Source organism: Weizmannia sp. WK01 (genome assembly GCF_025905465.1).
Classification (GTDB): Bacteria; Bacillota; Bacilli; order Bacillales; family Bacillaceae_C; genus Weizmannia; species Weizmannia faecalis.
Genome location: NZ_CP109616.1, coordinates 717,918 through 736,182, shown reverse-complemented (window position 1 = coordinate 736,182; position 18,265 = coordinate 717,918). Strand labels below are relative to the sequence as shown.

13 protein-coding genes and 1 pseudogene are annotated in these 18,265 nt (G+C 48.2%); 6 read left to right on the top strand and 8 right to left on the bottom strand.

The window, feature by feature from the left end; translation table 11 throughout:
- Positions 1-65: 65 nt before the first annotated feature.
- From OF158_RS03380 to OF158_RS03365, 4 genes are all read right to left on the bottom strand, one after another.
- On the bottom strand, positions 66-833 hold the full coding sequence (locus OF158_RS03380) for a T7SS effector LXG polymorphic toxin (protein WP_014096086.1): 768 nt from the start codon (positions 831-833) through the stop codon (positions 66-68).
- 27 nt (positions 834-860) lie between these two features.
- The gene (locus OF158_RS03375; RefSeq protein ID WP_014096087.1) at positions 861-1,148 is read right to left on the bottom strand and encodes a hypothetical protein; all 288 of its coding nucleotides are present in this window, start codon (positions 1,146-1,148) and stop codon (positions 861-863) included.
- Between the two features lie 3 nt (positions 1,149-1,151).
- Entirely contained in the window at positions 1,152-1,556 is a 405-nt protein-coding gene (locus OF158_RS03370) for a DUF5082 domain-containing protein (RefSeq protein ID WP_017551937.1), read from the bottom strand.
- Between the two features lie 334 nt (positions 1,557-1,890).
- On the bottom strand, positions 1,891-2,976 hold the full coding sequence (locus OF158_RS03365) for a M42 family metallopeptidase (RefSeq protein WP_026104662.1): 1,086 nt from the start codon (positions 2,974-2,976) through the stop codon (positions 1,891-1,893).
- 171 nt (positions 2,977-3,147) lie between these two features.
- On the opposite strand from OF158_RS03365, the pseudogene OF158_RS03360 reads away from it, so the two are divergent.
- Positions 3,148-3,434 (top strand): annotated as a pseudogene (locus OF158_RS03360) (ISLre2 family transposase); the annotation flags it as partial.
- A gap of 154 nt (positions 3,435-3,588) precedes the next feature.
- On the opposite strand, the gene OF158_RS03355 reads toward OF158_RS03360, so the two are convergent.
- Complete coding sequence (locus tag OF158_RS03355) at positions 3,589-5,580, bottom strand: oxidoreductase (protein WP_035182437.1); 1,992 nt, start codon at positions 5,578-5,580, stop codon at positions 3,589-3,591.
- Between the two features lie 189 nt (positions 5,581-5,769).
- On the opposite strand from OF158_RS03355, the gene OF158_RS03350 reads away from it, so the two are divergent.
- Together OF158_RS03350 and OF158_RS03345 are read left to right on the top strand one after the other, a co-directional pair.
- Positions 5,770-6,354, top strand: coding sequence for a TetR/AcrR family transcriptional regulator (locus OF158_RS03350; RefSeq protein ID WP_035182438.1), 585 nt, complete (start codon positions 5,770-5,772; stop codon positions 6,352-6,354).
- A 72-nt stretch (positions 6,355-6,426) separates the two neighbouring features.
- The gene (locus OF158_RS03345; protein ID WP_035182439.1) at positions 6,427-7,422 is read left to right on the top strand and encodes an MBL fold metallo-hydrolase; all 996 of its coding nucleotides are present in this window, start codon (positions 6,427-6,429) and stop codon (positions 7,420-7,422) included.
- A 90-nt stretch (positions 7,423-7,512) separates the two neighbouring features.
- Here OF158_RS03345 and OF158_RS03340 read toward each other — a convergent pair whose 3' ends face one another.
- Positions 7,513-8,130: a class I adenylate-forming enzyme family protein gene (locus OF158_RS03340; protein WP_214644892.1), complete on the bottom strand. Its 618-nt coding sequence runs from the start codon at positions 8,128-8,130 to the stop codon at positions 7,513-7,515.
- A gap of 320 nt (positions 8,131-8,450) precedes the next feature.
- Here OF158_RS03340 and OF158_RS03335 point away from each other — a divergent pair, with 320 nt between their 5' ends.
- Complete coding sequence (locus tag OF158_RS03335) at positions 8,451-9,674, top strand: IS110 family RNA-guided transposase (RefSeq protein WP_048339803.1); 1,224 nt, start codon at positions 8,451-8,453, stop codon at positions 9,672-9,674.
- Between the two features lie 385 nt (positions 9,675-10,059).
- Here OF158_RS03335 and OF158_RS03330 read toward each other — a convergent pair whose 3' ends face one another.
- Together OF158_RS03330 and OF158_RS03325 are read right to left on the bottom strand one after the other, a co-directional pair.
- A complete protein-coding gene (locus OF158_RS03330; RefSeq protein WP_226979859.1) occupies positions 10,060-12,021 on the bottom strand; it encodes a DUF2339 domain-containing protein in 1,962 nt (653 codons plus the stop codon).
- Between the two features lie 145 nt (positions 12,022-12,166).
- Positions 12,167-14,533, bottom strand: a complete 2,367-nt coding sequence (locus OF158_RS03325; RefSeq protein ID WP_264302951.1) for a glycoside hydrolase family 31 protein — start codon at positions 14,531-14,533, stop codon at positions 12,167-12,169.
- Positions 14,534-14,774: 241 nt separating this feature from the next.
- On the opposite strand from OF158_RS03325, the gene OF158_RS03320 reads away from it, so the two are divergent.
- Entirely contained in the window at positions 14,775-16,553 is a 1,779-nt protein-coding gene (locus OF158_RS03320) for a sigma-54-dependent Fis family transcriptional regulator (RefSeq protein WP_035182449.1), read from the top strand.
- A gap of 141 nt (positions 16,554-16,694) precedes the next feature.
- Positions 16,695-17,891, top strand: a complete 1,197-nt coding sequence (locus OF158_RS03315; protein WP_035182452.1) for an iron-containing alcohol dehydrogenase — start codon at positions 16,695-16,697, stop codon at positions 17,889-17,891.
- The last annotated feature ends 374 nt before the right edge of the window (positions 17,892-18,265 follow it).

Sequence of the window (18,265 nt, the reverse complement as noted above, 5' to 3'; positions counted from 1 at the left end):
TCTTCCTTTGTAAAATTATGGAAAAGCTCACTTTTAAATGCTTTGCGCCTCCCCTTATCCAGTTTCTAATAAATATAGAACTGGATAGCAGCAATCAACAGGGTGTTAGACTTATTAATGTATTTATAAGTACGTTGCATTGCTTTAAAGCCATTGCTCATTAAAATAAATATTGCTAATTTATCGACAAACACTTGTTGTTCATGTAGTGACGAATCATTATCATTCAAACAGTCAGCTTGTCCGCCCCCAACCAAACTCCTTTCTCCTGCTTCCATCACTTTCTTCATCACCCTGTCCACGTCGCGGCGGCTTTCTTCGACGATTTGCAGGGCTTTGCGGTCAAAGGCGTGGAGTTTTTCATTCACTTCATTCGCAAATTTTTGTGATGCTTCAGCGCTTTCTATGAAATGGCCCAAGTCCGGTGCCGGAATGGATACAATATCGGAAATGCTGTGCAAAACTTGTAATCCTTCATGGTAGATGTCCATCATTTGGTTTTTCAATATGCGCGTTTTTTGATTAAGGTCATGCATATAATCAGCGTGCAGTACCGCGCCTGGCGAATCATCCACTGTACCCTCAAATTCGGAAATGATTTGGTTGTACCGGTGCTGAACTTGCCGGGCAGCTGTCACCAGTGCTTCAATCATTTCACCGTGGGTAGTGTGAAAATAATGTTTTGCTGAATCTGCCGCTTTCCCTTTAAAAGATTGCAGCCTACTGATCGCGTTTGTTTTTTGCCTTACAACTTCCAGCCTTGCCGCCATTTCTTTTGTGCTCCGGTCGATTTCTTTTTGCAGATGCAGCAGTTCTTCAAATTCAACTTTCATGGTGCAACATTCAACCCTTTCCCCTCTTTAATTCTCAAGCCTGTGAAAAGACTGGCCGATGTGATCATCCTGCTGTACCATCTCATTCCCTAATTGTTCCAGTTTCCGCAAGTCCGCATCGAGAAGCGCGCTGTACAGTTTCAACGTGTTCTGCAGTTTCCCCACTATTTCAAGCTGTTCTCTCATGCTTTTTAAATCCGGCGGCTGCTGCAGTGTTATTTTTACCGGCTTAATGCCCTCAAGCGTAGACCTGGTACTGTCCGCTTGGCTGAGCACTGCACGGAAGACGGTTTGATTGATCGCAATTTCTCCCATCACTTAATCCCCTTCCACAATTTCCTGGCTCAAGTTAGAAATATACGACTGCAAATATGATAAATTGCTTTGTGCCTCATTCAGCTGGTTCGCAAGGCGCCGGATTTCTTCTTCCAGCCTGTCCTCCGTATTTCGGAGATGATGCACATATTGGCGTACAGACGACTCTATTTTATGCAAGTGATTCAAATACTTATTTTTCGTTGTGCCTTTCCAAGAGGGTGGATGAAAATCAATATGCGCCACCTTCCTTTCGTGCTGCCATGCGCCTTCAATGACTCCCTCCATTCGCCCCTTTGCCCGATACAGCCGCTCGATTTTTTCTTCAAGCAGTGCAGCATCCTGCCTCGCTGCTGCTGCCTGAGCCTGCATGTTTTCCCTTTTGCGGATCAGATCGCTTTTATCCATCCTTCGCTCACCGCCTCCCCTTGTTCGAGTGTACAAACGGTTTATTTTACCACTATTTTCTATCAACCAGCTTCTCGTTTTAATATTTTTTCAAAAATTAGGTCTTTTGAGCTAACTTGGTTACTTATTTCCCTTTCTCCACTAACTAAAACCAGGATATTCAGATGGTGGCGGCAATCATCATCCCCATGAGATACCAATAAGAGGAAAGGCGGACAAAAGAAGAGAATACTTGGTGGCAAATTTTTGCATAAAGAGCTTTTTGGTGGACTATCGGAAAACTTTATTCATAAAAAAATCCGGACATCAAAAAGTGCCCGGAATTTTTATGATTTTAGTCAAAAATAATATGGTTTACTGTTTTGCGGTCGAGACGTTTGATCACTTCTGTTATTAGTTTAACAGTATTTTCGTAATCATCACGGTGCAAGATGCCGGCGTGCGAGTGGATATAGCGTGTTGCAATCGTGATGGCAAGAGATGGAATGCCGCTGCCCGTTAAGTGAATGGAGCCGGCGTCTGTTCCGCCGCCCGGAATCGATTCAAACTGGTACGGGATATTTAACTCTTCAGCAACTTTCACAACCGTATCGCGCAAGCCTTTATGCGCCACCATTGAAGCGTCGTAAATCACGATTTGCGGACCTTTGCCCATTTTGCTGAGTGCTTCTTTCTCGGAGATTCCTGGGGTGTCCCCGGCAATCCCGACATCAAGTGCAAAGGCAATATCCGGTTTCACTTTGCTGGCTGCCGTCTTCGCGCCGCGCAAGCCCACTTCTTCCTGGACATTTGTTACACCGTAAACGATGTTCGGATGGTTTTCTTTATGCAGATTTTTTAGCACATCAATGACAACTGCACAGCCGATCCGGTTATCCCAGGCTTTGGCAAGCAGCATTTTTTCATTTTTCATAACCGTAAATTCAAAGTAAGGCACCACCATGTCGCCCGGTTTTACGCCCCATTCAAGCGCTTCTTCCCGGCTTGTGGCACCAATATCAATGAACATATCCTTGATTTCGTACGATTTTTTGCGTGCATCCGGTGATAAAATATGTGGTGGCTTCGATCCGATCACACCTGTCACATCACCTTTATCTGTTACAACCGTAACGCGTTGGGCAAGCATCACCTGTGACCACCAGCCGCCGATCGTTTGGAAGCGCAGAAAGCCCGACTCATCAATTTGTGTCACCATGAAACCAACTTCATCCATATGGCCGGCGATCATAATTTTCGGGCCGTCCGCCTGCCCCGTTTTCTTTGCAATTAAGCTGCCGAGGCCGTCTGTGTCAAGTTCATCGGCATACGGCTCTATGTATTTTTTGACAACGGCACGCACTTCTGCTTCATTGCCGGCAATCCCTTTTGCATCGGTTAAATCTTTCAACATGGACAATGTCTCATCTAACTTTGCCACTGGCATTTCCTCCTCGTCCCGATATGTACAAAGCCTATTATAATCAAAATCGCAAAAAGTGTAAAAAGTTTCAGCCTTCTATTTTATATCACGTCGGACTATGCCGGGTATTTCCTGATACTCTTTTTATATGTCAGAAGCAGCATGCTTTAGAGAGCTTCATCCAACCAAGAAGAGCTGGAAATAGCTGCTTCACTGCCTGATGGGAAGAAGGCAGACTACCTGTTCTCTGAAGCAGATGGCAATTCAGGGACTGAAAAAGAAACAGCATATGGAAGTCCACCACGCCATTCTCTATGAGGGATGGGAAATCAATGGCAAAAGGGGCTTCCTGCGTCAGCCCCACAGTCATCATGAGGACGGAAGCCATTCAGATATTTTGGGATGAAGTCCAAGCCACAGCTGCCAACACCTATTCCCTCGAAAAAGCGCATATTATTACAAACAGTGATGGAGGTACGCCGAGATACGGCAAATCTTCCCGTCCGTTTTTTGAAGATGACTGTTATGAAAAAAATCAGCAAAAACAAAAATAATCAAAATAACCACAAGGTCTCCTGCTTTAAAAACAAGGAAACCCGCCGGAAAATCTTTGGCGGGTTTCCTTAAACTTTACAGATTTGCCGCGACTTCGTAAGCATCCCAGATGGCATACATGATGTTTGCGACCTTGCGGGCATCGCCAACCACATGAAGATCGGCAACCTCAAACTTTAAATCTTCATAGAGTGATTTTTCAGCCGAGTAGCCGACTGCGAGCACAATGCTGTCTGCTTCAATTTCACGCAATTCGCCGTCAACATCCACAACGGCTGTCTTTTCTGTCGTATCTACTATTTTTGAAGAAGTGTAGACTTGAACACCTTTAAACGGTACGAGTCTTTCCAGCATGTCCGAGTTAGCGTGGCAAAGCGGACCATTAACTGCCAGCAGTTTGTCCTGCATTTCCACAAGCGAGACATCTTTTCCTTTTTCTGCAAGGTTCAAAGCCAGTTCGCAGCCGACAAGACCGCCGCCGACAATGACAACATGTTGCCCGGCATCCACTTTATCGAGCAAAACATCTTCTGCTGTAAATACTTTGTTTTTTCCGTCGAGCGGCAAAATTTTCGGATTCGAACCCGTTGCAATCAGCACGGCATCCACGTTTGCAGCCAAAATTTCTTCTTTTGTCAATGCAGTATTCAAATGAATTTCTACGCCAAGGCGTTCCAACGTATGCTCATACCAGGCAACAAGCGCCAGGTCATCTTCTTTAAAATCAGGTGCGCCGCCAGGGATCAAGTTGCCGCCTAAACGGTTCGATTTTTCAAAAATGACCGGTTCATGGCCGCGCAATGCAAGCACACGGGCAGCTTCGCATCCGGCCACGCCGCCGCCTGCAATCAGTACGCGTTTCTTTTTTAAAGCAGGTGTCAATGCTGCTTCTTTTTCTCGACAGGCAGCCGGATTCACTGCGCAGCCTAAGGAAGAATACTCCTGGATCCGACCCATGCAGCCTTCATGGCATGACAGACACGGGCGGATATCGGCAACCTGCCCGGTTCGGAGCTTATTGACGTAATCCGGGTCAGCCAATAACGGGCGGCCCAAGCTGATAATATCACATGCTCCGTCTTCCAGTGCGGCAAGTGCAAGATCCGGATTGTCCATGCGGCCCGCGCAAAGGACAGGCACATCGACAGCTTCCTTCACCAGCCTGGCATACGGAATGTAAAGCCCCTTCTTCTGGTACATCGGAGGATGGCTCCACCACCATGAATCATAAGAACCAACATCGACGTCCAGAGCATCATAGCCGTAGGAAACGAGCAGCTTTGCTGCCTCGATGCCTTCATCCAAATCGCGGCCTTTTTCTTCAAACTCCTCGCCAGGCAGTGCCCCTTCCCGCCAATCCTTGATAAAACTTTTCGGGCTGAAGCGGAGCGTCACAGGAAAATCTTCGCCACAGCGCTGTTTAATTTCCTCGACAATTTCCCGGGCAAAACGAAGGCGATTTTCAAGCGGGCCACCGTATGCATCGGTACGTTTGTTGAAAAACGCAATCGCAAACTGGTCGAGCAAATAGCCTTCGTGCACAGCATGGATTTGCACCCCGTCAAATCCGGCGCGCTTCGCATTGAACGCCCCATCCCCGAATTTGCGGACAATGGAATGAATTTCTTCAACTGTCAGTTCGCGACATGTTTTATCCAGCCAGCGATGCGGGATTGGCGACGGTGCAACCGGCGGGTACTCGCCAAGGTTTGTCGGGATCGTCACCCGGCCAAAACCGGCGCTCATTTGCAGAAAAATTTTCGAATCATATGAATGGATGCGCTCTGTCATTTCTTTGGAAGTCCGGACAAAATGGACAGGGTTATGGGTCGGGCAAGGTACGTTTGGCATTCCGTGCTCTTCCACTTCATTATCAACGAAAGTGACGCCGGTAATAATCAGAGCGGTTCCCCCGCGCGCACGGGCTGTATAATACTCAATCCCGCGCTGGTTGAAACCGCCTTCTGCATCGGCAAGACCCAGCGGACCCATTGGTGCCATTGCATAACGATTTTTGAGTTCCACATTCCTTATTTTCACAGTTTCAAATAGCTTTTTGTATTTCATTTTAAAGGCCTCCCCGGATTTTCCATTTTCATCGAATGGATTCGGTGAACATTTTCATTATAGAATGGGTATAATAAAAAATCGGTAGACAAAATGTGAAATTTTTCACATATGTAGAGGAAGCATTGACAAAGGCCGCGGCTTGCTTTCATAATTTTTTACATATCATGAAGAATCGGGGAATGAAAGATGGATGAAAAGCCGTTGACCAAAAGGAAAAAACAGGCGATGGAAACGAAAAACCGGATTTTCGAAACAGCGATGGAGCTGTTTGCCAAAAAAGGATACAAAGACATTAAAATTGAAGATATTTGCCGGCTGGCCGGCGTTTCAGTCGGTGCTTTTTATCATTATTTTCCCTCGAAAAATGACTTACTTCTTGAAATGTACAGCCGGGCAGATGTGTATTTTGCAGAACAAGTGCGCGAACGTCTCAAACACCTCGATTTTCCACACAAGATCACAGCCTTTTTTGCCATTTATGCACAATACAATGAAAAAACAGGAATCAGTATGATGAAGCAGCTTTACCATGCAGAAAACCGCCTGTTTATCCAAAAGGGGCGCGGCATGCAGGAGACACTTGCACAAATCATTGCAGACGGCCAGACAGCAGGAGAAATGGTTCGTGATATGCCTGCAGAAAAAATCACGGAGTACCTCTTCATTGCAGCACGGGGCGTCACGTATGACTGGTGCTTGCATGATGGGGGTTATGATTTGGAAAAGGCAATGAGAGCGTATATGGGAAGATTGTTAAAAGTATTTTTTTAATAGACAAAATAGTTCAAATTCATTATAATAAAGAAAAATGAATGATCATTCATTTTAAAGGGGGCCTTACCCATGGCATATACGAAATTCGGGCCGCTTACCGTCATTACGGGGGAAAACGGCAGCCGCGTTCCGTTCAGTACCTCGCTTCTCGTCGAGGGCGGGCAGGGGGCGGCGCTGGTTGACTGCGGCAGCGGCTTTCAAATTTTAAATGAAATAAAAAAGGAATACGCCATTCGGTCTGTTTATTTGACCCATTACCATCTGGACCATATTTGGGGCGCGTACCTGTTTAAAGACGCCGAAATTCAAATCAATCCATATGATGTAAAAAAACTGAATGATGTTGAAGAGCTGGCAAAAGCGAGCGGTATGCTGAGCCCGGCCGACCCGGAGAGCCGCAAAAAGTGGATGAAGCAGCTGTTTGAGAAACCGCCTGAAAACTGGGACCGCCCGCACTGGCAGCCGGTGCTGAACCTTACGGAAAAATGGTATCCGTACGGGGAAGAGCTCAATGTATATGGGACGAAAATGTTGATGATCCATGCGCCCGGCCATACGGAAGGATACTGCTGCCCGTATTTTCCGGAACACGGTGTCCTGTTTGCCGGCGATTTTGACCTGGCCTCTTTCGGACCGTGGTACAACAACGCCGACTCTGACATTGACGCCTTTATCGCATCCGCGAAAACCACGTTGGAAACAGATGCGCAAATTTTCATCACTTCACACCATAAAGGGGTGGTGGACAGAAAAACATATGAAGAATTGCTGAAGCGGTATATCAACAAAATTTACGAGCGCGAAGAAAAAACGCGGTCTGCTGTAAAGCGGGGTGTGGCGCCGGACGAAATGATCTACGAAGAAATTTTTTATTTTCGGAAAAATCTAGAACAGAACCCGCAACTTGTGATTTCCGAAATCGTCGGCATCGCCAAGCACCTCGACAGGCTTGTGCGTAATGGGGAACCGTTTGAAGCTTATTTTGAAGCATTTTTGCAGCACTTTCAGTTAACAAGGGAAAATATTTTCTATCACACATCTTCTGTCCCGACACAACTCCAATAACAAGTAGCGGCGCCCGCTTCGCCGCTATTTTTCCTGTAAAAGCCTTTTTATGTGCCGGACACAGCGCTTGCACAAAAAAAACAACCGCCATTACGGTTGCAAATCGGCAGCTTGTTTCCTCAGCTGCGTTTTTAAAATTTTCCCGACCCCGTTGCGCGGCAGGTCATCTAGAAAGACAAATTTTTTCGGCACTTTGTTTTTCGCGAGATGCTTGAGGCAATACGCGGCCAAATCCTGCGCTGACGTTTCGTCTCCCGGCTTCTTCACGATAAAAGCGAGCACTTCTTCCCCCATCCGCTCATCCGGCACACCGATCACTGCCGTTTCCAGCACAGCGGGGTGGCGGGCAAGCAGTTCTTCGATATCACGCGGGTAAATATTAAAACCGCCACGAATGATTAAATCTTTTTTACGGTCGACGATATACAAATATCCGTCTTCATCCACTTTCGCAAGATCCCCTGTATAAAGCCAGCCGTTCTTTAAAACCCGCGCTGTTTCTTCTCTATTTTGGTAATAGCCAGGGGTGATGTTATCGCCGCGGACCACCAGCTCCCCGACCTCGCCAGCCGGCACTTCCAAATCATTCGGGTCCACAATTTTAATCTCAACGCCAGGGATCGGCACACCGACAGACCCTGGTTTATACGGCATACCCTCCTCGTATAATAAGTTTAAATCCAAAGTGGATGTCAATTTCCAGTTCATTCTGCTGCTCATTGACAAGTGAATACAAGTTCGGACTTGGACGCTTCGCGATGTTCCCGGATAATGGTCTTAGGATCGTTTGGGTCAATGCTTCCCCTCCTTGTAGCCTGACTACTCGAAAAGTCTGCATCCCCAGGTTCTTGCTTGAACGTCTAACCCGTAGGCCGTTCCTCCGGATCTCCGTGCTGGAAATGAGCAGTTCCAGGCAGCCCACGGCCCGGATGAGTTCTCATACGCGAGGCTGACAGATCGGCAAGCCATCTGGGGATATCCCGAAGCGTCCGATTCCATCGATCCCAATACAGAGAGGAGGAAATCATATGCCCTTATTTGTCGGTATTGACGTGAGCTCCAAAAACCTCGATGCCTGCCTGATGGATGGAATGGGGGAAACGTTGGCCACCCAAACGGTGACAAACAATCTTCCCGGTGCCTCTGAGTTAAGAGACGCCATCCTCCAACATGCGGAGGCGGATGACACCATCCAGATCGCCATGGAGGCCACATCTGTGTATAGTTGGCACCCGGCAATGTTTTTCCATGAAGATCCCGAGCTGAAACAGCGTCGTACAAAGGTGTTTACCCTGAATCCGAAGCTGGTGAGAAATTTCAAAAAGGCTTATGCCGAGATGGACAAGACCGATCCCAAAGATGCCTGGGTAATTGCGGACCGCTTGCGTTTCGGGAGATTGCCGAAATCCGTGATTCAGTCAGAACAATACCTTGCCCTTCAACGGTTAACACGGATGCGCTATCACCTGATTCAAAGTTTAACCCGGGAACAACAGGTATTTTTGAATCATCTGTTTTTCAAATTCAGTGCCTTTAACCTTGAAGTGGATACACCGATCTTCGGCCATGCCATAACGGAATTTTTGCTTGAGGCCTATAGCCTCGATGAAATTGCCCAAATGCCTCTGGAGGACTTAGCGATGTATCTCCAGACCAAAGGCCATGGCCGCTTTAGCGATCCCGAGGATTTGGCCGCATCCATCCAAAAAGCTGCCCGGTCCTCTTACCGGCTTTCTAAATGTGTGGAGGATTCGATTGACTTGGTCCTGGGCAGTTCTATTGAGATCATCCGGCATCTTAAACGCCAAATCAAGGATTTGGATAAGGCGATTGCCCGCGTTCTTGATGGAATCCCGAATACCCTCCAGACCATTCCGGGAATAGGCCCGGTGAGCTGTGCTGGGATTCTCGCTGAAATCGGCGACATTGAGCGCTTTGACGACCAAGCCGCGATCGCAAAATTTGCTGGATTGTTCTGGCCCCGCCACCAATCGGGTGATTTTGAGGCTGATGACAAAATGCTTGCGCGTACAGGCAATCGTTATCTCCGGTATTACCTGGTTGAGGCTGCCAATCTGGTCCGGCGACACGAACCTGAGTACCGCGCCTTTTACCAAAAGAAATATCGTGAGGTGCATAAGCACTCACACAAACGCGCCCTCGTCTTAACGGCAAGAAAACTGGTGCGCCTGATCGATGCGCTGCTCCGCAACGATCAAATTTATGCGCCGAAAAAGAAGGTGACGCGATGAGGTAACCAGGTAACCATCATCGATAGCCTGAACTTGAAAACTTCCAGATTATTCCAATTATCTGGAGGCTTAGTTCAGTATTGCCATTTTTACGACATAGAGCCAACAAAATTTCCAATTCACTTGTTTTTAACCCTTGACATCACACCGTAGGACTTTTTAATAATGATTACGCTTTCATTCCATCGTTTATCAATACAATATATGCATCGTCCAGGCGGATATACTTGGAAAATAGGACAGGGCTGTACCGGAAATGCCTGGCACAGCCCTGTTTTTGCGCAGGTTTCGTATGAAACTGCTCGCCTCTTCAGCCATATTTTTTTAAAAAAACTGCACCTATCACCTGCCTTCTTTCAGGGGATAGGTGCAAGGCAATAACACACTATTTTTTCACATAGAACAGCCTTGACACAAGCAACCCGACTGTCCCGAGGGCAATAAACAAAATCGTCCGGATGAAAAGGTTGACGGTATGCATATCGACAAAAATCAATTTACAAAGCGTGATCAAAAGCAGGATCATCCCCGCGAGCCGGATCTTCTTGTTGTCTTTCCAAACCCCGAGCGCCACTCCAGCTGCAGCATATACCATCCAGACAAAAGACTGGAGCATCATCCGCAGGCTGACGGACCAGCTTTCTGCAACCGCACCTGCCAGCTGGGTAAGAAAAACAAGATGAAAAAAGGCATTTACGGCGATCATAAAGTTTTTCAGCCCTTCCTGTTTCAACGAAGCTGCAGCCAGCATCCGGTAGAAAAACAGCATCGTCCCGATCACAACAAGCCACACGAAAGTCTCCGCACTGAACACATCCCGGATCCATGCAGTGGAAAATAATTGAAAAGTTGTAAAAATATAAAGCAATAACCCGATAACCTGCTGAATGACTGCTTTAAAATGAAAGCCAAGATAAATGGCGACCGTGGCTACAATAAAATACACGGCAAGATTTAACACATGATCAGGCAAAATTTGGTACAGGAAATAAACAACGCTTACTGTACAAATGGAAATGGAGACAGAGATCTGCTCCCGGTTTTGTTTTTCCCGGCCGTAGTAGGCAAACCAGCCGTAAGCGACTGCAGCGGCCAATAAGTATAGATTAAACAGCGCATGTTGAAGCGATGCTTGCAGCAATATGCCCGGCACTTCCTCCAGCGTACTATAAGCCCATCCGGTTGTCAGCACAAAGCTTGAGAATAAGACCGGCACCGTTGCCTCTCCCATTCCCTTCTTGTAAAAAGCGACCCAGCAAAGCAGCGCATGCTGAATGATCGCCCCAAGCACAACAGAATACGAGATCCCTGCACCAACTTGATTGATCAAAAGATTGATATAAAGGATAAAAACGGCGGCATGCCACAGCCCACTTGCCGTATAAAACAGCGCTTTGTAAGATTTCCGGACGGCAAACAAGAGCAAAAGCGCATAAAATGCCGTTTCATACCAAATGACAAAATGGGCGGCATGTTCCTTTCCTTCAACCAAAAACGGCACAAGATACCCGGCACATGCAGTTAAAATCGCAATCGCTTCAGAACGGTGCCGGTCAGAAAGAAACAGCCCAAGCCCGATCCAGATCAGGTTCAGGATAAATGCAATGAAAGGCGGCACGAAACCGTACAAAACATGCATCGCAAACGTCGTCAAAATGGCAACGGAAACGGCGCCGGACAGCAGCACGGTTCCAAGTGCCACCATTTGTTTCTTAATCTGTCTCTCCCCAAAAAAGTACAGCACAGCGGCCACGCCAAAACCGAGCAAAACCCTGATTAGTTCCGTCCCCGCAATGGCCACAATGGTAAAGGCAAAAATGATGCCTAGAAGCAGCACGAAAATAAAGATTCTCGGCAGCCACACCCTTCCGAGCCGGTATTCCCAATCAACCGGTTCCGGCTTCGCCTGAACCGGTGTTTTCTGCACCGGTGTCTCAGCATCCTCTATGCGTGGTGCGGTTTTCTCAACCCGTTTATCCGGCGTGCCGGTTGTGGTTGGTATGGCGCTTTGACCGGCTTCCCTTTTGGCCGGCTGGTTTCCCTGTTTCGCTGCAAGGTCAGTTTTTAATGTTGCCACTTCCTGTTCCAAAACGGCCACTCTTTGTTCAAGCTGTTCAATCCGGTCCATTTGGTCCCCCCTCAATTTCTCTTCTTCTATAAAGATATTCGAAGCAGGCAGTCTGGTTTCCTTCTCATTTTGTCTTTTTTCGACAGGTTGAGGCGGATTTTGCCGGTTGACCCGCAACCAGCAAGCGTACCGTTTTCCAAATCCGGATAACCCAACTGCAAGTTCCCTTCCCAATGGCAATAATTCCACTGGCTTAAGTTCCGGATTTTCTGAATTCATCTTTTCTATACTTGTACTTTACATTCAAAATGCATTTGCCAAATCTAATAGTATGCCTTCCGGGAATTATCCGCCAAATCCAATCAGCACACCTATGAAATACATCAGGCAGCACCAAAAAAGCTGTCCCCGGCAGGCAGCCGCTTTATTCCCTGTAGATCAGCTCAAACACCGCATCAAACAAATCCGGGTCGAGATTCATGGTGCGCAGTCGGGCCAGTATTTTCAAAGGCGCCTCTTCTTCCCGGGCCAAGGCATAAATCTCCTCTTTCAAACGATAAGCAATCTGTGCCGCGTTCAGCAGCCCGTAAAAATCCTGCAAGCGGCGTGCGCGAACATCGTGCGTGCCGGCCGAAAATGAAACCGCAGCCCCTTTTTCCGGATCGTATGCTGCAATCCGCACAATCGTTGTATCTGTTGCCTCCTCATAGGATGCCGAATACCCGGATATTTCGATGTTTCCGAATCCGCGAAACAGCACCCGGATCTCTCTTGGAACAGGCAAAACACGCAAGTCGCCCTCAACCGGATGCACAATAAATTTCTGCTCCTCCCAGTCGAGTTCAAATCTCGTCAAGGCATACGCCCCATCTTCATATGCCAGCGTTTCCCCGTCATCTTCATACAGTACAAAGGTATTTGTGCTCCCCGGAAAAACCAGTACATCCAGTTGCTTCGGATTTCCGGTTCCATTTTTATGTGGGCAGTGCCCCGCAAGTGGAATGATCGCGCCGGCTTTCGCAAAAACAGGCAAACGGCCAAGCCCTCTGTACACGTTTAACCTCGTGCCGCCTTCATAACGGTGGCCGGTAAAAAAGTCGTACCACGTGCCAAACGGCAGCCATACCTTTACACACGCGAGACCAAGCGCCGGATTTCTTTTTTCCATCACCGGTGCAACGACCAGTTCGCTGCCGAAAAAGTACTGGTGCCGGACATCATACGCTTCTTCATTAAGCGGATACAAATCATACATTGGCATGACAAGCGGCAGTAAGTCATGATGCGTCCGCCAGTTCATCGTGTAAAGATACGGAACCAGCCGGTGCCTTAACCGTAGAAATGCCTTGATTGCATCCGCCGCTTCTTTCCCGTATTTCCACGGCTCTTTCCCCATGAATTCACTCTGCGTACTGTGCAGGCGCAAGATCGGGCTGAAAGTGCCAAACTGCACCCAGCGCACAGCCAGTTCGTCATCACGCGCCCCGCCGAAGTGGCCGCCGATATCATGGCTCCACCATGAGTAGCCAATATTTGAAGCTGTTGCCGTAAAATACGGCTGAAACCGGTAAGAGTCCCAGGATACAACGGTATCGCCGGAAAAACCGATGGGATAACGGTGGCTGCCGGCGCCGGCGTAGCGTGATAAAATGAGCGGGCGCTTTCCGGACTTCAACCTGTCCAAGGTGTGGAAATGATTCAAAAGCCACAAAGGATCAAGCCCTTCAATCGAACTGTTTGTCCCCTGCTGCCAGTCAATCCACCAAAAGTCAACGCCGTCTTTTTCCTGCGGATGGTGCAAGTACGCAAAATACGCATCATGGAAAAAGCGGTTGTTGATATCGAATAAAATCGGGTCTCCCGTCTCCGGGTCGATGCCCATTTTTACAGCCATTTCCGGATACATTTCCTCATAGGCACGCACCCCGTCGGCCGGATGCAGATTGAGCGTTACTTTTAAATGCCGTGCATGCAGCCAGTCCAAGAACGATTTTGGATCCGGAAACAGCTCCTTATTCCACGTATAGCCTGTCCAGCCGCTCCCGTATTTTGCCGGAATATCCACAAGATGCCAGTCCATGTCCAGCACGGCGACAGAAAAAGGAATATCCTCGTTTTCAAACCGCTCCACAAGCGTTTTATATTCCTGCTCTTTATACGGCCAGTACCGGCTCCACCAGTTTCCGAACACAAACCGGGGCAAAAGCGGTGGCGCCCCTGTCAGTTTGTAAAAATCACGCAATGCCTCCAGATAACTGCGGCCGTACGCAAAAAAATAAAGATCCACGCCTTTGTTCTTGCGCGGTTCAATCGTCTCTTCATCAACAAGAATAAAAGATTCCGAATCATCCAGCACCGCGTAACCTTTTTTAGAAAGAATGCCTTCTTCCAAATCGATTTCCCCATCCACCTGGTCCAGCGTTCTGGCTGTGCCTTTCAATGTTTCCACCGGTGTTCCGAAATACCAGCGGTTCTTGTGGTTTGTAAAATTGCTTTTCACATCAATAAAAAGTGCATTCGGCGAAAACGGGCCTTTCTTAAGGTAGTGCAGATGGAAAGCTTCGGTGATGATTTCAAGCGAAACATCGTTTTCCAGCTTCCGGAATGCCGGTACCGGAAACGCCCGGTTCAGCACGGTTTGTGTCGCCCTGTCTTCAAACATGCCGTTTTCCGCATATTCCAAGCGAATCAGCTTCGGCGTCAGCACGGTAAACCGGTAATGCTCCCCAGTTATAACAGCCTGCGGATTGGCCTTAGGGCTTAATGGAAAACGCATTTTTTCTTCCTTCATCACGGACCACCCTTTTTTCATTTTACTATACGCTCATGCAACCTTTTCCCTTTTTCCTCCAAACAGCAAACTTTTTCCCATGATAAATCATGCTGATCCGGCAAAAAAATTTTACAAATGGCACTTTTCAAAAGGAAATCGGCAAGAAAAGAAGAAGTTATTCGTTGCATGCTTAAAAACGATTTAAACGGAATGGTGCCGGGTATGCCGGCAGCCTTCGTTTCAAAAAGGGGAATGAGAAATGGCAAAACCGCTTTACTATGAAAAAACGGAAAGCATGTTAAAAGCAGGTGTCTGGATGTCCCCTTGCCCTTATGTCATCCGGCCAGGGACCGTGTTCCGGGAAGCGGCATGCATCATGCGCGGGCAAAATTTAAGCAGCCTTGTGGTTACGGATGAGACAGACCAGCCAGTCGGGATGCTGACGCTGCATCATGTCCTCGCCGCATTGCTGGATCATATGGAAAACGAACCGGTCTTTCGGGCACTGCCAAAGAGAAATTTTGCAGCAATCTCTGAACAAGCAAGCCTGCTTGACGTGCTGCCCCTGCCTTTTTCTGCCTTTCCGGTCGTAAATGAAAACCGGAAATGCACCGGCATCCTTACAAGGCATGATATATTGGACGGGCTCGCGCACTATATCCGGCAAATGGCGCAAACAAAAAACGCAGCAGAGATTTTAAACGCCGTATTGGAGAGCGCCTATGAGGGCATTGCCGTTGTCGATGAAAACGGCATTCTTATCGAATTTAACGAGGCATACAGCCGGTTTACAGGAATCAAACGGGAAGATGCGATCGGGCGGCATGTCACCGAGGTCATTGAAAATACAAACCTTCATATCACTGTTAAAACGGCCATCCCTGAGCGCGGTGTCATCCAATATATTCAGGGGCAGGCAATGGTTGTCCATCGTATCCCGATTTGGAAAGAGGGCCGGGTAGTGGGCGCGATTGGCATGCTGATCTTTGAAGGCGTCTCGGAATTGTATCAAATTTTCGGGCGGCTGCAGCAGGATGCTTTGTCCGCCCGGGAAGAAAAAACAGATTCCAAAAAGATACCGGACCAGGCCGGCTTCACACAAATTTTAGGAACGAGCGAAAGCATCTCCCGCGTAAAACGGCTAGCGAGAAGGGCGGCACGGACTTCGGCAACGGTCTTGATAACAGGGGAAAGCGGAACAGGGAAGGAACTGTTTGCCAAAAGCATCCACCAGTTGAGCCCGTATGCGCGGGGGCCATTTATTACCGTCAATTGCGCGGCGATTCCGGAGCCTTTGTTCGAATCCGAGCTTTTTGGTTACGAAGAAGGCGCATTTACCGGCGCAAAAAAAGGCGGGAAGCTCGGGAAATTTGAACTGGCGGAAAACGGCACGCTGTTTTTGGACGAGATCGGGGAACTATCGCCCGCCATGCAGACGAAACTGCTGCGTGCCATTCAGGAAAAAGAAGCCGAGCGGGTCGGCGGTGTAAAAAAATATAAAACGAATGTAAGAATTGTCGCCGCTACGAATCGCAATCTTGAAGAAATGGTAGAAGCCGGCACGTTCCGGGCGGATTTATATTACCGGCTGAATATTATCCGGATCCATTTGCCCCCGCTCCGCGAACGAAAAGAAGATATACCGGATTTGGTTTCCCATTTTCTGAAGGCGTTTTGCCGGCGTTACGATTTGCCTGAAAAAAGGATCAGTTCAGAGGCAGTTGCAGCGATGATGGCTTACGGATGGAAAGGAAATGTAAGGGAACTGGCCAATACGGTGGAAAGGCTTGTGACACTCGCCGACGGGCCGGAAATCAGCCGTGGCGATCTGCCGGAAGCGATTCATGAGGTTCAACCGGCAAAAGACATCTACGCTGAATCTTTGATCAGCCGCGCCAGAGAAGCGGGCGAGGCGCAAGAAAAAGCACTCATTATCCGGGCGCTGAAAAATGCGGGCGGCAATAAGACGAAAGCGGCGGAACTGCTCGGTATCCACCGCACAACGCTTTACCAGAAAATCAAAAAATATAACTTGTAGCGCCTGTAGTGTAGCCAGTCCGCTACAATTGTCGTGTTTTTCCTACACTTTCCCGGCATGAAACAGGCCCAGTTCTGCGAGACGCTTTTGGCATGCTTTTTGCATTTAAAAAGGCAGCATCACAAAAGGAGTGAAAATAAAATGAGGCAAGCCGTATTCCGGACCCCGCAAACCATTCTTTACGGAAAACAAGCTTTTGAAAAAATCGGTGAAGAGGCGGCCCGAAGAGGAAAAAAAGCTTTAATTGTCACAGATAAAATCATGGCCGGGCTTGGAAACGCGGATGCGTGCCAGCGCATTTTGCAGGAAGCCGGTGTGAAAAGCGCCGTATATACAGGTGTCCATTCAGAACCGGTTGACCACTATGTCTCTGAAGCGCTCGCCCTTTTTCAACAGGAAAGTTGCGACCTGCTGGTTTCTCTCGGGGGCGGCAGTTGCATTGACACAGCCAAGGCCGTTGCCGTTGTCGCAACGAACGGTGGTTATATCGGCGATTACATGGGCGGAAGGAAAATAGCAGAAAAGCCGCCTGTCCCGCATATTGCGGTTCCGACAACGGCCGGAACGGGGTCAGAAGCGACAGACGCCACGATCATTACGAATACTGCCAATGATGTCAAAATGATGATCAAGCAGCCTGCCTTTATGCCGGCTGTCGCGATTGTGGACCCTGTTTTGTCAAAGTCTTCCCCGAAATCGGTTACAGCGGCAACCGGTGTAGATGCCTTAAGCCATGCGATTGAAGCGTATATTTCAAGAAGGGCCCATCCGTTAACCGATACGCTTGCCCTGTCCGCTATGCGGCTGATCATCCCGAACTTAAAAAGTGCCTACGAAGATGGGGAAAATATGGAAGCGCGCGACGCCATGTCGCTCGGTTCTTTGCAAGCGGGGATGGCATTTTCCAACGCTTCTGTCTGCCTTGTGCACGGAATGAGCCGGCCGATCGGCGCACTCTTCCACGTCCCGCACGGCGTATCGAATGCCATGCTGTTGCCTGCCGTGCTCGAATTCAGCAAATCCGCCTGTTTGGAAAGGCTCGCGGATATCGGGAAAATTTTTTCACCGGAAGCGAAAGACCTGTCCGGCAAAGAAGCGGCTGATCTTGCCGTCCGTGCCGTCAAGCAGCTGTGCCTTGATTTAAATATCCCGAATTTAAGAGGCTGGGGCATTCCACAGCAACCGTTTGAAAGCGCCATAAACAAAATGGCTTCTGATGCCCTTGCCAGCGGCAGCCCGCAAAACAATCCAAGGGTTCCTTCGCAAAAGGAAATAGAAGATTTATATCTTGTTTGCTATGATTACCAGTTTTCCGGGGAAGTGCAGGCCCGGGGATAGAGCAGCCGGCCTTTTCAGATTCCATATGCTGCATGTCGGTCCATGTTTTAGGCTGGCCGATTCTGGAAGTTTGCAGCGACTGATTTTTAATCTTCGGCTGGTACCGCGTTAAATGGCCGCCTATCCTGAAAAATTGCGGCCGCTGATTTGCGGACGGCGTGCTTATCCGGAAAATTTACAACGGGAAAAAGCGGCATGAGCGCTCACTCTGAAAATTTTTTCGGTATAAAATGGCCGGATCATTGCTACGCTGTACCCTGTTTTGTCAAAAATCAACCATCGTGCAAACTGGGGCAAAACTTAAATACAAATTCACAGCTGATTTGCCTTTGCAGCTGTGCCCCATCATTGAAAACATATTGTATTTCATTTCT

Excerpts from the sequence above, each read along its gene's own strand:
- OF158_RS03380 (WP_014096086.1), bottom strand. The coding sequence starts at position 833 with ATGAAAGTTGAATTTGAAGAACTGCTGCATCTGCAAAAAGAAATCGAC.
- OF158_RS03375 (WP_014096087.1), bottom strand. The coding sequence starts at position 1,148 with ATGGGAGAAATTGCGATCAATCAAACCGTCTTCCGTGCAGTGCTCAGC.
- OF158_RS03370 (WP_017551937.1), bottom strand. The coding sequence starts at position 1,556 with ATGGATAAAAGCGATCTGATCCGCAAAAGGGAAAACATGCAGGCTCAG.
- OF158_RS03355 (WP_035182437.1), bottom strand. The coding sequence starts at position 5,580 with ATGAAATACAAAAAGCTATTTGAAACTGTGAAAATAAGGAATGTGGAA.
- OF158_RS03350 (WP_035182438.1), top strand. The coding sequence starts at position 5,770 with ATGGATGAAAAGCCGTTGACCAAAAGGAAAAAACAGGCGATGGAAACG.
- OF158_RS03345 (WP_035182439.1), top strand. The coding sequence starts at position 6,427 with ATGGCATATACGAAATTCGGGCCGCTTACCGTCATTACGGGGGAAAAC.
- OF158_RS03340 (WP_214644892.1), bottom strand. The coding sequence starts at position 8,130 with ATGAACTGGAAATTGACATCCACTTTGGATTTAAACTTATTATACGAG.
- OF158_RS03335 (WP_048339803.1), top strand. The coding sequence starts at position 8,451 with ATGCCCTTATTTGTCGGTATTGACGTGAGCTCCAAAAACCTCGATGCC.
- OF158_RS03330 (WP_226979859.1), bottom strand. The coding sequence starts at position 12,021 with ATGAATTCAGAAAATCCGGAACTTAAGCCAGTGGAATTATTGCCATTG.
- OF158_RS03325 (WP_264302951.1), bottom strand. The coding sequence starts at position 14,533 with ATGAAGGAAGAAAAAATGCGTTTTCCATTAAGCCCTAAGGCCAATCCG.
- OF158_RS03320 (WP_035182449.1), top strand. The coding sequence starts at position 14,775 with ATGGCAAAACCGCTTTACTATGAAAAAACGGAAAGCATGTTAAAAGCA.
- OF158_RS03315 (WP_035182452.1), top strand. The coding sequence starts at position 16,695 with ATGAGGCAAGCCGTATTCCGGACCCCGCAAACCATTCTTTACGGAAAA.